This is a genomic window from Providencia sp. PROV122, from assembly GCF_028482365.1.
GTDB lineage: Bacteria > Pseudomonadota > Gammaproteobacteria > Enterobacterales > Enterobacteriaceae > Providencia > Providencia stuartii.
Genome location: NZ_JAMPQI010000025.1, coordinates 16,761 through 32,714, shown reverse-complemented (window position 1 = coordinate 32,714; position 15,954 = coordinate 16,761). Strand labels below are relative to the sequence as shown.

Here is a 15,954-nt window from a genome sequence, read left to right as displayed (position 1 = left end):
ATGAATAGTATTAATCCAAGCCAAACGGCAGCATGGCGGGCGCTAGAGCAACATTTTGCGCAAATGAAAGATACCCATATGCGCGACCTGTTCAAACAAGACAATGATCGCTTTACCAAATTTTCCGCGACATTTGACGACCAAATTTTGGTGGACTACTCCAAAAACCGAATTACTCAAGAAACATTGGATAAGTTATTCGCATTGGCTGAAGAGACTCAGCTAAAAAGCGCAATGAATAGTATGTTCAGTGGTGAAAAAATTAACCGTACCGAAGATCGTGCTGTATTGCATATCGCACTACGTAACCGTGACAATACACCGATTTATGTTGATGGCAAAGATGTGATGCCAGATGTCAACGCGGTCTTAGAAAAGATGCATCAATTTAGTGAGCGCATTATTAATGGCGAGTGGAAAGGGTATACTGGCAAGGCTATCACGGATGTGGTGAATATCGGTATCGGTGGCTCAGATCTTGGTCCATTTATGGTCACCGAAGCGCTACGCCCTTATAAAAATCACTTAAATATGCACTTTGTTTCTAACGTTGATGGCACGCAGATAGCGGAAACGTTGAAAGTTTTAAATCCAGAAACAACTCTGTTTTTAATCGCATCAAAAACCTTCACGACGCAAGAAACCATGACGAATGCGCATTCAGCGCGTGATTGGTTGCTCGCACAAGCGAAAGATGAACAGCATATCGCAAAACATTTCGTGGCACTGTCAACCAATAGTGAGCAAGTCGCGAAGTTCGGTATTGATACGGCAAATATGTTTGAGTTTTGGGATTGGGTTGGTGGCCGTTATTCATTATGGTCAGCGATTGGCCTATCCATTATCTTGTCTGTGGGTTATGACAATTTTGTTCAGCTCCTCGAAGGGGCTCATGCAATGGATAAGCACTTTACCCAAACGGCTTTTGAAAAGAATATTCCTGTTCTCCTTGGCTTAATTGGCATTTGGTATAACAACTTTTTTGAGTCGGAAACTGAAGCGATTCTGCCATATGATCAATATATGCACCGTTTTGCCGCTTATTTCCAACAAGGAAATATGGAGTCAAATGGTAAGTATATTGACCGTAATGGCAACAAAGTTTCTTATCAAACGGGGCCAATTATTTGGGGTGAACCGGGCACGAACGGCCAACATGCCTTTTATCAATTGATCCATCAAGGAACTAAAATGATCCCTTGTGATTTTATTGCGCCAGCAGTAACGCATAATCCACTCGGTGATCATCACGATAAATTACTGTCGAATTTCTTTGCTCAAACGGAAGCGTTGGCATTTGGTAAGACGCGTGAAGTTGTTGATGCGGAATTTGCGGCTCAAGGTAAAAACCCTACAGATATGGAGTATGTTGCTCCTTATAAAGTGTTTGAAGGTAACCGCCCAACAAACTCAATCTTGCTTAAAGAGATCACACCTTATTCATTAGGTGCACTCATTGCGATGTATGAACATAAGATCTTCACGCAAGGGGCAATTCTGAATATTTTCACCTTTGACCAATGGGGTGTAGAGCTTGGGAAACAATTGGCGAGCCGAATTTTGCCTGAGTTAGAAAGTAAAGACGAAATCAGCAGCCATGATAGCTCAACTAATGGACTAATTAATCGTTATAAAGCTTGGCGTTGATAAGCGTCATAGCTACCTTTCACAAGCCTGCCATAATGGCAGGCTGTCGCTATTTAATCATTTCTACTTGATCATTTTGTGTGTATGACTCATTAGCGTTAAAAATTATTTTAAGAAAATTTTACAATTCATGTGGGATTTGTGATTTTTTAACTAATTTGTTAGCTAACTTTAACCTTATCGCAAGGCAACGTGATATCCTTCATGCTAAGAACCAATATGATACAAAACCACACAGTATAGTGGTGGAATGATGAGTAATGGATGAAACGCTTTTTATCTCTCACCCGATAACATGGCTATCAGAAGATGATGACCTTGTTCCTGAAAATGTTTTAGATTGGCTACATGAACTAGGGTCGATGACAAAACGCTTAGAGCAGCATTGCCAACGTGTCACGGTTGTTCCTTATACGCAACGTTATGTGACTCAAGAGGCATTGAGCGAAGAAGAAGCGGCGTGTTTACCTGTCAGTGAATATTATTGGTTACGTGAAGTCATTATGTATGGTGATAATATTCCATGGTTACTTGGACGAACGTTAATTCCACAGGAGACATTGACTGGTGAAGACCGGAAACTTATTGATATCGGTGCTGTACCGTTAGGGCGTTATCTCTTTAGCCATGATAATCTTTCCCGTGATTATATTCATATAGGGCAGCAAAATTTGCGATGGATCCGCCGCTCTCTATTAAGATTATCTGAAAAACCTTTATTATTAACCGAACTGTTTTTACCTGAATCACCTGCATATAAAAGATAAAAAATAAAAGGAGCACAACAAATGGAGGGAAGTATGGCGCTAAGTAAATGGCATGCCTACAGCCGTTTGATGCGTATTGATAGGCCGATAGGGTCGCTATTATTGTTATGGCCAACCTATTGGGCGTTGTGGATTGCCGCTCAAAGTATACCGAGTTTACATATTCTTATTGTCTTTACGGCGGGCGTTTTCTTGATGCGTGCAGCCGGATGCGTGATTAACGATTTCGCAGACCGCCACTTTGATGGCCATGTTGAGCGAACGAAACACCGCCCATTACCCAGTGGTGATGTGACAGAAAAAGAAGCAAAAATTTTATTCGCTAGCCTCGTTGGTCTCTCATTTTTATTGGTACTGACGCTAAATTCAATGACTATCTGGCTATCTGTTGCCGGATTAGCTTTGGCGTGGATTTATCCTTTTGTTAAGCGAGTCAGCCATTTACCTCAAGTTGTTTTAGGTGCCGCATTTGGTTGGTCTATCCCGATGGGCTTCTCTGCTGTCAGTGAATCGTTACCATTGGTGTGCTGGGTACTGTTTTTGGTCAATATCTTGTGGTCCGTGATTTATGATACCCAGTATGCGATGGTTGACCGCAATGATGATTTAAAAATCGGCGTTAAATCAACAGCGATACTGTTTGGCCAATATGACAAGCTGATTATTGGTATTTTACAGATCGTGATGATTGTTTTATTGGTGTTAGTGGGTTCATTGGCTGATTTAGGAGCGGTGTACTATATCGCACTATCACTATCGGCATTGCTGTTTATTTACCAACAAAAATTAATGGTAGATAGGGAACGAGCACCGTGTTTTAAAGCCTTTTTAAATAATAACTATGTTGGATTGATCTTATTTATTGGGATTTTCTTAAGTTACTTGTAAACCATTTGTGGAATAGTAAAGGGGTAATGTGAAGCACATTACCCCTTTTACGTACTGACGACCCTACGTTTTTAACGTGGGATTTTGTTTATAAGGGGGAACATGAATTGCATTCCCCCTTTTGGTTTCTTTAGACTTAAAAGTTAGTCTTCTTTTGATTTTTCTGTCTCAGTAGCGCGCTCCTCTGGTTGACTCACGCTCTCGATAGTCAAACGAATTTCTGGCGACATTAAACGCGAAATAACCGCATAGAGTTTTTTCGCATTGGCCGTGAAAATGTCGTTTTCATCATTATCAATGTAGCCTTCTTCCCGTAGCGTTTCGACTAAGATTGAAAAGACCGCTTTATCGAAGAATTCAGGAGCGTTAATACCGTGCAGCACAGAAAGACGTTGAGCTAGCATGCGGCTCTCTTTTTCTAATGTATTACGGCTAATTTCTGGACTCGCATTGAGTAAAGAAAGCGTAATCGCATAGCGCTGTAAGGTTTCGCGAACACCTGCTGCGAGCAACTGTAATGGGCGTATACGACGTGGATTAAGAATGACAATATCGTCTTCTTTTAAGCACACTAATTTCTGGTTATTTAGCTCATCAATTAAGGTATCAACGACGTCAACCAAAGAGCCACTATCAAAACGCATAAACAGTTCAGCTTTGAGGAAGGGATAAATTTGCCCTACTTGATAGTGGATATCTTGGCGGCTAATACTTTCATGATGGAGCACAATGCTCGAGATCAGTGATGGCAACACCAATAAGTGATGAATGTTATTACGATAATAAGTCATGAGGACGGCATTCTCACGAGGAAGAATGATAATGTCTCCCATACTATCTTTTTCGACTTCAAACTTATCCATCTGCAAAGCATGTTCTAACAATTGCTCCGCTGTTTTATTTGGTGTTGTTGCATCAGCCGTATAAGGAACATTACGCAATAACTGTAGGTAACAATCGACTTGCTCAATAAGTTGTTCACGCGTTAATGAACGTTGGCGCGACGCAAGTAATGCCGTTGAGCACAGGTTGATAGCGTTAGCTGCCGCAGCATTATTAATATTGACCATAATGTGATCTGCTAGCCCACTGACGATTGGGTTTAACCAACTCGGGCGCTGAGGTTCGATAGGGTCAATCGAGTCGCGCCAATCAGGTACACGTTTTGTGAGATATTGAGAGAGTGAAATAGGCTGACCAAAATTCACATAGCCTTGGCCTAAGTTACGTAATTTACGTAGGCCGCGAACCATCGAAAAGAAGCCTTCTTTCTCTTTTTCAGCACCTCGTAGCTCTTTGGCATAGGTTCCCACTTCCAGAACATTTTCATAGCCAATATAAACGGGCACGATCGTAATAGGACGAGAGTCGCCACGTAGCATCGCTTGTAGCGTCATCGACAAGGTACCTGTTTTTGGCTGAAGTAAACGGCCTGTACGGGAGCGACCACCTTCAACAAAATATTCAATAGAGTAACCCCGCGCAAATAATTCACTGAGGTACTCACGGAATACGGTTGAATAGAGTTTATTACCTTTAAAGGTTCGACGAATAAAGAAAGCGCCGAGGTGACGGAAAATAGGCCCCGCAGGCCAGAAATTCAAGTTGATACCTGCCGCGATATGAGGAGGAACTAAGCCTTGATGATATAAAACGTATGACAGCAGCAAGTAATCCATGTGGCTGCGATGAGAAGGCACATAAACGATTTCATGACCATCTTGCGCCAATTGGCGAACCCGCTCGGCATGCTGAACGTTGATCCCTTGATATAAGCGGTTCCAAGTCCAACTTAACACTCGGTCAGTAAGACGTATCGCTTCATAAGAGAAGTTAGCGGCAATTTCTTCCATCATATTGACGGCATTTTGCTGAGCTTTCTTCAGTGGAATTTTTTTGCTACGGGCTTCGTCTTCAACCGCCTTTTCAATGGCTTTTGAGGTTAGCAGCTTATTGAATAGCTCTTGGCGAACAGGCAATTTAGGGCCAACAGCAGCAAGGCGTTGGCGTGAATAGTGAATACGCGCGACCCGTGCAAGTTTATTCGCAATAATAGTATCTGTGCCATGTTCTTGCGCCATCAAGCCCATCGACACTGGAGGGGAAAAGCGAACAAAGCTATCTCGCCCAAGCCAGATTATGGCAAAGAACTTTTGAATACCGTTAAGTAAACGCAATGGCGGCGCCGGTGTATGCCCTTCACGCCCAGGAGAGCGACCGAACATGACAGAAGCCGGTAGCATTTGGATATCAAGATTCGGATTACTACGATGCAAATCTAAGTAGGCATGGAATACCTTCACCGATTCTTTACGTGGATTAGGAGAATAATAACGAAATACTCTAGGGCCATCATCAATAAAGACGTAAGCCGGTAATTTAGTGCCATTAATGTCATTATCGACCAAAGGATCAGGTAGGCCGATAGATAAGCATTGGTGACGTAATGTTAAAAGGTCAGATTTAGAATGATATGGCAGCACATATAATGTGGGCCGACTGGTGTCCAATTCAAGTTCTGAAATAGGGTCCGTTGGAACGAGTTTGCTCTTTACCAGTAATTTAAGTGGTAAATTCAACGTGTTGTAATATATTTTACGCCATAGTGACATAAATGATTATAGCCTCTTGTTAACAATGCTTCGCAAGCATACCAGAAATCAACTGGCAAATCTGTTACTGACAATTAACTTTGACCGCAAAAAATGATTATTGTTTTGTAATTTTGAGGAATAAATATGGCAAACCAAACTAAGGGATTTACGCGTGTAATTAAGGCTGCGGGTTACTCCCTTAAAGGGTTGAAAGCAGCTTGGGTCAATGAGGCTGCATTTCGGCAAGAATCCGTTGCGGCAATACTTGCTGTCATTATCGCGTTATGGCTGGATGTTAGCTATATCGACCGATTATTATTGATTAGCTCTGTTGTACTGGTCGCTATCGTAGAATTAATTAACAGTGCAATAGAGGCGGTCGTGGATCGTGTAGGAAGTGAATATCATGAGTTGTCTGGACGAGCGAAAGATATTGGCTCAGCGGCTGTGTTTATCACGATTGGGTTAGCTTTAGTTATTTGGGCGACGATATTGTGGCAGCATTATTTCGTTGGCTAGTCAGAAATTATCGAAAACAGAGCGATTATCGGTGAGATTACTGGCAAATATGGCATTCGAGTGATTTAAGTGTTTCAAATCTTCATTTACCTGTATATACTCACAGTCTGACTGTATAAACAAACAGGGGAACGAAATGAAAGCACTGACCGCTAGACAACAGCAAGTTTATGATCTGGTGCGCGATCACATTTCTCAGACGGGTATGCCACCTACACGTGCTGAAATAGCAGCAAGCCTTGGTTTTCGTTCGCCTAATGCGGCAGAAGAGCATCTTAAGGCCTTAGCTCGTAAAGGGGTGATAGAGATTGTTTCAGGGGCTTCTCGTGGTATCCGTTTACTGCTTGAAGAAGAAAATGATCCTGAAATTCAGGGGCTACCTTTAATTGGGCGTGTCGCTGCCGGCGAACCTTTATTAGCGCAAGAGCATATTGAAAGTCATTATCAGGTTGATCCTGAGCTATTCAAACCACATGCTGACTTTTTATTGCGTGTTAATGGGATGTCGATGAAAGATATCGGGATTATGGATGGTGACCTGTTAGCTGTTCATAAAACACAAGATGTCCGTAATGGGCAAGTGGTTGTGGCGCGTATTGAAGATGAGGTTACGGTAAAACGCTTTAAGCAACAAGGTAACCGCGTTGAGTTAATCGCCGAAAACCCAGAGTTTGCACCTATTATTGTCGATTTACGTCAACAAAATTTCACTATTGAAGGATTAGCGGTAGGTGTGATTCGCAATGGTGATTGGTGTTAATATTGGTCTTATAACCACCCTTCAAAATATTGCTGGCAGATTTTACTGTTTTCTAATATCAACCTAGGTTTGTCATTAGGTTATTAAATTAGATAAAAAGTCTGCCACTCTATTTAAGTGCTCCCTCAGCAAGTACCTACTATCAGCAGTAATTCTACGCCACTTCTTATTTCTTCTTTGTGATAACCGGTTGCTCATGGTTGTGTTCACAATGTTCATGATCCTGGCAAGTGCTGAGTTCGTAACATTCATGACATAATCCATGATTTTCTACCACAGTGTGTCTCAGGTGAAATTGGTGGCTGTTTGCAAGAGACATAATTGCTGTTTCAATTGTTGTGCAATCACTCTCTGTGACACTTCCGCAATGATCACAAATCAACATTACTGAGATATGACTCGGGTTATCGAAATGGTGACAGATGACATAACTATTTGTTGATTCTATTTTATGAATAAACCCTTGCTCTATTAAGAACTCTAAGCCTCTATAAATCGTTGGTGGTTTTGCTTGAGGCTCTACCTCTCTTAATAAATCTAATAAGTCATAAGCACTGATTGCGCCATGTTGCTGTGCAATCAGGCGTAAAACAGTTTCTCTTTGCGGTGTGAGCCGAACGCCTCTTGATTGGCAAATTTTTTCGGCCATCACTAGCAGTTTATCTTCACTCATTTTTTTCATGGTAATTGACCTTACATCAAAACTGAAAATTGCTGTTGTAAACAAGTTTACCATAACTTCATTGCAGATAGAGATGGAAATAAGAAGAGAGCAAAAGGGCTAACATAGAGAAAAATAGTTATTTATCAAAAACAAGAATGAAAATTTTAATCCGCAATATCGGACAAAAATAGAGTCATATTACATTTTAAATGTATCGCTTGAGGTTAATTGTCATAACACAGTTTGGGCGCTTTTCTTAACTGTCAGTAATTGTAAGGCTTTAGGCTAGGCTTTTCTGTTAGACCGATGTTTATCGGTAAACGGCACAAAACTGCCGATTTTGGGATGCTATAACCGTCTACGGTCATTAACCTTATAAAATTAAGGTGTAAAATTTAAAATTATGCATTTTGTTTTTTGTATCTCAATAGTGGTTAAATATTCTATTTAAGATATCTTATTTAATTAAAATAAAGCGATAATTTGTGACTTAAGGTACTTTGTAAGTATTTTTTCGTCAATAGAAGCAACAATCACTAGGCTATTATGGGGAGTGTCTTTTTATGAATAGTTAAAAGATCGTCTGCAATATCAATAAACTTCATTAGTGGATAATTAATTTGTAATAAAAAATTAGTAGAGGCATAAATAGAGTAGTATTTACTTAGTTATATATTCTAATGTATTTATTTAGCGAATATTGTTTCACTGCCCGTGACCCACATAATCAAAAATAAATCTTGAGTTTCATATCACTTTATTTTTCTAGTTATAAACTCATACCGCGAGAAGTCTTTGAAATACTTCTATCTCTTCTTTATAGATGAATATCTTTATATTCTCTCACTTCACCCTTAGATAAAAGAATATCATCGTTCACTGCTAAGCGACTGCATATGAGGCATGTTTCCCCTATCTATATAGGAGAACAGCGTTGATATGTTTAGGATTATCATGGTTTTTTAAAGGTAACGATTAGAGATAGAACATTGCTATTGAAAAATTATTCTCTTGAGTGGAGATACATCTTTGTATCTAAGTAAAGTAATGCCGTAAGTTTAATTAAAAAATAGCCACTTGGTGAAATTCTAAATAAAACCAAAGGGTAATCATTACACTCAAAGCGGATGACATGAAAAGTAAAGAACTGTTACATTTGGGGTGAATGTCAATTAAGACTTATCTTACAACAATTCAGCCACATAGATTTAATTATCTTCTTTTGTGTGTAAGTTGGTGTTAAGTATTGTTAGATTATAAAATATAGAATTTTATTTCAGTATATTCCTTGTTTATAGTTTTATATGTAATGAAATTATTTCAAACAAATGGATACAAATGTAAATTTTTATAAATTATTTGCCTTTTATAAATATAAATTAATCCAATTTTGATGGCTAAAAATATGATTTTTTAGCTTTTGTGGTTGTTTATTCTTTTGTTTTGGTGTTTGTAAATATTATATTTTGTTTGTAGTGCTTTTTTGTTGTGTTTTTGACAAAAGATATTGTTGCGGTAATATTGGAACCAGTTGATGAGGATGTTTGGAAATATTCTTCATATTGAAAAAGATAATTATGCTACTACGTTTTGCTTTTAGAGAAAACGCGATTAGATAAAGATTTTGATATCTTCCAAATATAAGAAAACTCCTAACATTAAATATGTTCCTGATGTTGGCTATTATCTTTGTCTAGTTAATAGTTAATGAAATGACTAATTAACTAGGTTGAAAATTTTATCCATATAGCTATTTCTATATTGGCCATCACTTTCCTTTATAGGAATAGTATTTTTATTTTTTACTATAGGCGGTGCTCAGGAGTCTATTACTGGATAGCTGAAAGCTAACAATAAGTTAAATTCAAGAGTCACTAGAACCGTAAAAATACGACTACTTAATATGTGTTTTTGAGTATGTAAGTAGAAAGGGTAGTGCCTTTTTTAGAGTCAATTTTTTTGACTTGCCTTTAAAAAGGGGATTAAAAGGATTTTTTTAACCCTAATGGTGTTAGCTAAATAGGCTAATGCTGATTATTCAAGTTTATATTCAAAATTTTAGGACTGGATTTACAAGGATGTAACGAATTTAAATTTGAACATTAAATAACAATGTCTTTCACTACTACATGTTATAAATACAGAGGTATTTAAAATGTTATTCAACAAGAAACTAGTAACAATCGCAGTATTAGCAAGTTCAATGGTAGCTGGTTCAGCATTAGCTGCTGATGAAGTAGGTAAAAAAAGCACTGAAGTACGTTTCAAAGCTCAATTACGTGCAGCTTCTTGTGATGTAGCTTCAACTGCGGAAGGTTCTGTAATTGATTGGGGTACTTTTACTCTTGACCAAACTAATGGTAAGAATGTTAAAGACCAATTAGGTTCAGATAAAAACTTCAACCTGATCCTGACTAACTGTTCTAAAGCAGCAGCAGAAGATGCAGCTATTTTCGTTCATGCAGAAGGTAAAGAATCTCCACTATTCCCAGAGTATTTTGCAAACACAGGTGCTAAATCTTTAGCAGTTGCATTATCTTCAGGTGGTAAAGATATCAAACCAAACGTAGACACAGAGCTGAAATTCTCTAACGCTGTAGATGTTAACGGTAGCACTACAATTCCTGTATTGGCTAAACTTTTACTGACTCAAGTAGGTGTTGCTCCTGATACATTAAACGTACCAGTTACTTTCTCTGTATCTTATAACTAATACTGATAAAGTTTAGATAATGGCATAAGAGGCTATTTACAGCCTCTTATTATTGAAGATGGAAAATGTAGGTTTAGATAATGCAAACAATAAAACTAAAACAAAGAAATTTGAATTTTTCGATAGATAATCTGCGATTGTTAATTTTACTGTTTGTTTTTATTTTACCATTTATTTCCGCGCAGTCATTTGCGAATGGTGGAGTAGGGTTAAATGCTACAAGATTAGTCTATTCTCAAGGAGAGGAAAGCATTTCTATTAGTGCAAGAAATAATACGAGTATTAACTATCTTGCTAAATTTGCTATAACCCAAGAGAACGGTGGTAAAAATGTTCCTTTCGCAATTTATCCACCTTTAGTTAAAGTTGATAGTAAAAAAAGCCAAGATATTAGAATATTTATACAGCCTCATAGCCTACCAGTAGATAGAGAAACAGTTTTTTACTTTACAGGCACTATGATCCCCTCAACTAATGGACCAGCAACAGGTGCGGGTATCAATATTGGCTATAATAATATTATAAAATTATTCTATCGTCCTAATAATTTACCTATATCAATAGAAGATGCATATAAGAAGTTAGTGATTAAATCCTCTCCATCAGGTGTAGTAGTTGAAAATAACTCTCCTTACTACATAAATCTAAATAGATTAGTGGTTGGTGGAAAAAAGGTCAGTTTAAGCCTACAGAAAAAGAATACCATGATTGCGCCATATAGTTCTTATAGCTATACAGTCGGTGGAGGTTTGAATAATAAGCAAGCTACATGGGTTGTAATTAATGATCTAGGTGGCGAGGAGAAATATGATGGCCAAATACTTTAAATACATCAAACTTGGTTGCCTAACGTTACCGTTTTTATTAGGTTTTAATAGTGTTGCAAATGCAGTTAAATTTGAAGTTAAAGGTAATATCATTAAAGGCTCTTGTAAAGTTGTCTCTCCTACATTAGATGTTACTTTTAATTTACCGATACAGACCAATACAATAAAAGAAGCTGTTACAGATAAAACGCATGTGAAGCAATTTTTATTTGGTTATGAATGTGATAGCTTTGATTTTTCTAATGGAAATGCGGGTGTACCATATCTGATGAAAATAACTTCGGGCAGTGGTACTGAAGTTAATAGCATGAATAAAATCTATCCTACTAATAATATAACAAATGCAGCGTTTGTATTATGGTCTTGTAAAGACGATGAGTCCAGTTGCAAAATAGTTGAACTTTCAAAATCAGAACATGTACCTTTTACTATAAAAGGGAATGGTAAAGCAGAAAATTTATTCGAAGTTAGTGTGGTTAAATTAGATGGTGAAAGTTCTTTAAAACCTGGAGAGTTGCTTTCCTCTATAGATATTACGTTAGAGCAACCATAATAAGGAATTATTATAATGAATTTTAAGAGAAATAATCTTATATTTGCGGTTACTTTAGGCGTGTGTATGTTATTTGGAAATGCAAATGCAAAGGATAAAGAAGGGGTAGACATAGAATTTAATGTGACTGTACCTAAAAATACATGTGATATCCTTATTGAAGGTACTTCACAGAATGTCATTGATTTTGGTTCAATCGCTTTGGCAAGATTAAAGTCTGATTCCGCTGAGGGAAAAGTTAAATTACCTTTTTCGATTAAATTAGCGGAGTGTAAAAATAATGACTTTGCTAATAATTATATTACTTTAGATGGTAACTATGTTGTTGAAAATAATGGATTCTTAGATGATCCTGGTGAGAGAACTTTTGCTATAAGAATCAGTGATAAAGAAACAGCTACGCAAGCTGATGATGTCTTTTTTGATAAAAATAAAAACAAAATTTGGACCAATATTCAAGAAAATGTCATGGAAAAACAGTTTTATGCCTATTTAATGTGCAAGAATGGGGTTAAAGACTGTGCATCTGACGCAAACATTGGTCAATTCAAGTCAACGTTCACGTTAACTTATATGGTTGACTAACTAAATTGGTTTTTCTAATGTTTAAAAAAATACTGTTCTTGATAGCATTACTGATGACATCCAGCGTATTCGCGAATGGAATATCTCTAAATAAAAGTAGAATTATTTTTTCACATAAGGATGTGAGTCAAGATATTCAACTTATAAATGACTCGAATTATCCACTCATTGTTCAAACAACAATGTTGGGTGAGGATAAAAAATCTCAGAATAATAATTTTATTGTTTTACCTCCTTTATTTAGAGTCGAAGCTAATAGTGGATACTCAGTAAGAATTAGACCCAATGACTACTCTAATCTACCTAAAGATAGAGAGTCGCTCTTTTACTTTAAGGCAAGAGCTATACCGCCAACATCAAAAAATAATGAACAAGAAAATAAGCTGAGTGTTGTATTTGTAACGGCGATTGTTATCAAGGCTTTTTATCGGCCGGAAGGTATATCCGCCCCTAAAACCTCGGATTATGAAAAAATTACTATCAATAAAAATAATGGTAAATGGGTTATTGATAATCCTACTCCATTTAATATGACTATTGTCGATTTTACTTACAATGGTAATGAGTTAAAAGAAACAATACTAATTCCACCCTTCAATAAATATGTTTTAGATAAAATAAAATTTAATGGCGAGAAAATGAGCGGTGGATGGCGTTTTATGAACGATTATGGTTCTGCTACTGATGTATATCACTATAAATACGGATCTGTTGATAATTAATAAATTTTAAAGGTGCTTTAGCTTTATATATCTAAGAGTTTCTAAATTATTAACGATTAACTTTGGGAATATAAAGGCAAATAAAGGTCAGTGAAATGGAAATGAAATTATTCAAAATAAGTATGTTATCGTCACTAATTTTTTTGTCTCTATATTCCTATGGTGACGATTATTTTGATCCAACAATGTTAGAAAGTCAGTTGGGGGTTGACGCATCTCAGATTGACTTATCTAAATTTACTGCAACAAATAGTGTGCCTCCTGGTGAGTATTTGATCACTGTTGAAGTAAACCGTAATATTCTGGGTAGTAAAAAAGTTAATTTTAAATTAAACCCTCAAGGTGAGGTTGTTCCCGAGTTTACTCCAAAACTTTTGGAGGACTGGGGCGTGGCTACTAAAACTTTACCGAGTTTCAATGGCGTTAATCCGGATACCTCTATTTTAGACCTTTCTAAATATATTCCAGATGCTACGGTGACACCTAACATCCAAAACCTAAGATTAACGTTAACTATTCCTCAAATAGCTATGGATAACAAGGTACAAGGTTATATCGATCCTAGCTTATTAGATGATGGTGTTCCTGCATTATTTTTTAATTATTTTGTCAGTGGTAACAAAAGCAGAAATGACGCAAATGAAATAATTAAAAATGAAAATATGTTTGCGAACATCCGTGCAGGGTTAAATGCAGGACCTTGGAGGTTAAGATCAAATTTAGCATATAGTAAGTCTAAGGGAGAAAAAGACCAAACGAGTTTCTCTAACACTTATGTTATGCGTGCACTACATTCTATCAAATCCACTTTTTCTGTCGGGGAAATCAGCTCAGGAAGTGATGTTTTTGATGCCGTTCCATTGAAAGGGATGAAAATTGCATCTGATGAGCAAATGTTACCTAGTAGTATGAGAGGTTTTGCACCTGAAGTTAGAGGTATCGCGCAGTCAAATGCAATGGTCACTATCCGCCAGAATGGTTATATTGTTTATCAAACTTATGTTTCCCCTGGTCCGTTTGTCATCAAAGATATTTACGCTACAGGAAACGCGGGTGACTTAGATGTCACCATTAAAGAGGAGAATGGTACTGAGAAAACATCAACAGTTGCCTTCTCATCTTTACCTGTGATGCTTCGTCCTGATGGTTATAAATATGAGGCCGTTGTAGGTCGTTATGATGGTGGATATACCAAAACCTCTAGAGAATCTGATTTCTTTTTAGGGTCATTTATTTACGGATTACCTACAAATAGCACACTATACGGTGGGCTATTGATGGCTAAAGACTATTTTTCTGCTGCGGCAGGTCTTGGAATATCTTTGGGAACATTTGGGGCGTTATCTGCAGATATCACCCATGCGACAGCAAATATGGATGGTAATCTTGGTGATCGTTCAGGGCAGTCATTCAGAATAAGATATTCAAAAAGTATGGCATCGACAGGGACATCTGTTGACTTGACAGCTTTACGTTATTCAACTCGTTCGTATTTTAGTTTTGCTGATTTTAATAACTATGACCATAAGCTAAAAGATAATGTGGCACCGTGGTTAAATCAACGTCAACGTAGTAGCTTCACGACGGCACTAAGACAGTCGTTAGGGGAGTACGGAAGTGTTTATATCTCCGGTAGTATTTATGACTATTGGGAAATAGATAGGAAAGTGAAACAATTATCCATAGGATATAATGGTTCATTTAAAAAAGTTAACTACTCAGTAAACTACAGCATTGACCGTATTAAAGATAAAGAAAGTTGGCCTGAGAACAGACAAATATCTATCAACGTAGATATTCCATTTAGTATATTCTCTAATAATGAATTAATAGAGAATATGTATAGTACATATTCTTACAGTCAAGATAATGATGGTTATATTAACCAACAGGTAGGGATCAGTGGTACTTCCAGAGATGGTAGTTTCTCTTATGGAATTTCTCAAGCATATGGAAATAAAGGAGTTGGTGGAAGCGGTACGCTAAGCTCTAGTTACTCTGCGCCTAATTTTGGCATATCTGCGGGTTATAATTACTCAAAAAATAACCAGTCTGTGAATGGTAGCTTGTCCGGTGGAATGTTATTACACGAAGGCGGAGTGCTGTTTAGCCGTACAATTGGTGATAGTGGTATTATTATTGAGGCTCCAGAAGCAAAAGGAACAAAAACGAATAACCAAAATACCGTTGTTAACGGGCAAGGTTATGCGTTATATCCATATGCAACACCTTATAGCTCTAATATTGTGACCCTAGATGTGAATACTTTACCTGATGATGTCATGCTGAAGGAGACAACCAAGACTATTTATCCATCGGCAGGGGCTTTTGTTAAGGCTAAATTCGATACAAAAGTGGGTTATCAGGTGCTCTTTAATATACGTATGGCAAATGGAAGTGCAGTACCTTTTGGAGCCATCGCTACATTAGTAGAAAGTAACGTGGTAGAAGAAAATACAGGTATTGTAGGTGATAATAATAAGCTATTTATGAGTGGATTACCTAATTCAGGTACATTAAATATTAGCTGGGGAAGTGGTCAAGAACAACATTGTGTATTGAAATTCACCGGCCTAGATAAAGTTATCACAACAAGTACGCAGCCTGTTCGTACTCTTGCTGCAGAATGCCGCTAGCTTGTTATTAATACACTAAAAAGCAAATCATTTATTTTATTGATAGCGTTCAAAATGAACATGAGATGAATTAGCGCAT

At 37.4% G+C, this 15,954-nt stretch carries 13 protein-coding genes; 11 read left to right on the top strand and 2 right to left on the bottom strand.

The features are described from left to right. From pgi to ubiA, 3 genes are all read left to right on the top strand, one after another. Positions 1 to 1,647 carry a glucose-6-phosphate isomerase gene (pgi, locus tag PSE69_RS16525; protein ID WP_040132715.1) on the top strand — a complete coding sequence of 549 codons (1,647 nt, stop codon included), beginning with the start codon at positions 1 to 3 and terminating at the stop codon, positions 1,645 to 1,647. A 260-nt stretch (positions 1,648 to 1,907) separates the two neighbouring features. Further along, entirely contained in the window at positions 1,908 to 2,414 is a 507-nt protein-coding gene (gene ubiC, locus PSE69_RS16520; RefSeq protein WP_004925912.1) for a chorismate lyase, read from the top strand. A gap of 33 nt (positions 2,415 to 2,447) precedes the next feature. After that, positions 2,448 to 3,302: a 4-hydroxybenzoate octaprenyltransferase gene (gene ubiA / locus PSE69_RS16515; RefSeq protein WP_169342289.1), complete on the top strand. Its 855-nt coding sequence runs from the start codon at positions 2,448 to 2,450 to the stop codon at positions 3,300 to 3,302. Between the two features lie 143 nt (positions 3,303 to 3,445). Here the strand turns inward: ubiA and plsB are convergent, their stop codons facing one another. Continuing rightward, on the bottom strand, positions 3,446 to 5,914 hold the full coding sequence (gene plsB / locus PSE69_RS16510; protein ID WP_014656931.1) for a glycerol-3-phosphate 1-O-acyltransferase PlsB: 2,469 nt from the start codon (positions 5,912 to 5,914) through the stop codon (positions 3,446 to 3,448). Positions 5,915 to 6,040: 126 nt separating this feature from the next. On the opposite strand from plsB, the gene PSE69_RS16505 reads away from it, so the two are divergent. Together PSE69_RS16505 and lexA are read left to right on the top strand one after the other, a co-directional pair. Continuing rightward, a complete protein-coding gene (locus PSE69_RS16505) occupies positions 6,041 to 6,415 on the top strand; it encodes a diacylglycerol kinase (RefSeq protein ID WP_004925918.1) in 375 nt (124 codons plus the stop codon). A 136-nt stretch (positions 6,416 to 6,551) separates the two neighbouring features. After that, on the top strand, positions 6,552 to 7,175 hold the full coding sequence (gene lexA / locus PSE69_RS16500; protein WP_004925920.1) for a transcriptional repressor LexA: 624 nt from the start codon (positions 6,552 to 6,554) through the stop codon (positions 7,173 to 7,175). A 166-nt stretch (positions 7,176 to 7,341) separates the two neighbouring features. On the opposite strand, the gene zur is transcribed toward lexA, so the two are convergent. Continuing rightward, positions 7,342 to 7,857, bottom strand: a complete 516-nt coding sequence (zur, locus tag PSE69_RS16495) for a zinc uptake transcriptional repressor Zur (protein WP_004925923.1) — start codon at positions 7,855 to 7,857, stop codon at positions 7,342 to 7,344. A gap of 2,137 nt (positions 7,858 to 9,994) precedes the next feature. On the opposite strand from zur, the gene PSE69_RS16490 reads away from it, so the two are divergent. From PSE69_RS16490 to PSE69_RS16465, 6 genes are all read left to right on the top strand, one after another. Then, on the top strand, positions 9,995 to 10,552 hold the full coding sequence (locus PSE69_RS16490) for a fimbrial protein (RefSeq protein WP_014656930.1): 558 nt from the start codon (positions 9,995 to 9,997) through the stop codon (positions 10,550 to 10,552). Between the two features lie 80 nt (positions 10,553 to 10,632). Beyond that, the gene (locus PSE69_RS16485; protein ID WP_004925930.1) at positions 10,633 to 11,379 is read left to right on the top strand and encodes a fimbrial biogenesis chaperone; all 747 of its coding nucleotides are present in this window, start codon (positions 10,633 to 10,635) and stop codon (positions 11,377 to 11,379) included. Beyond that, entirely contained in the window at positions 11,360 to 11,932 is a 573-nt protein-coding gene (locus PSE69_RS16480) for a fimbrial protein (RefSeq protein WP_041705099.1), read from the top strand. The genes PSE69_RS16485 and PSE69_RS16480 overlap by 20 nt, the downstream gene beginning before the upstream one ends. Before the next feature lie 15 nt (positions 11,933 to 11,947). After that, entirely contained in the window at positions 11,948 to 12,517 is a 570-nt protein-coding gene (locus PSE69_RS16475; protein WP_004925932.1) for a fimbrial protein, read from the top strand. 17 nt (positions 12,518 to 12,534) lie between these two features. Then, on the top strand, positions 12,535 to 13,239 hold the full coding sequence (locus PSE69_RS16470) for a fimbrial biogenesis chaperone (protein ID WP_072502576.1): 705 nt from the start codon (positions 12,535 to 12,537) through the stop codon (positions 13,237 to 13,239). A gap of 95 nt (positions 13,240 to 13,334) precedes the next feature. Continuing rightward, entirely contained in the window at positions 13,335 to 15,875 is a 2,541-nt protein-coding gene (locus tag PSE69_RS16465; protein ID WP_072502575.1) for a fimbria/pilus outer membrane usher protein, read from the top strand. The last annotated feature ends 79 nt before the right edge of the window (positions 15,876 to 15,954 follow it).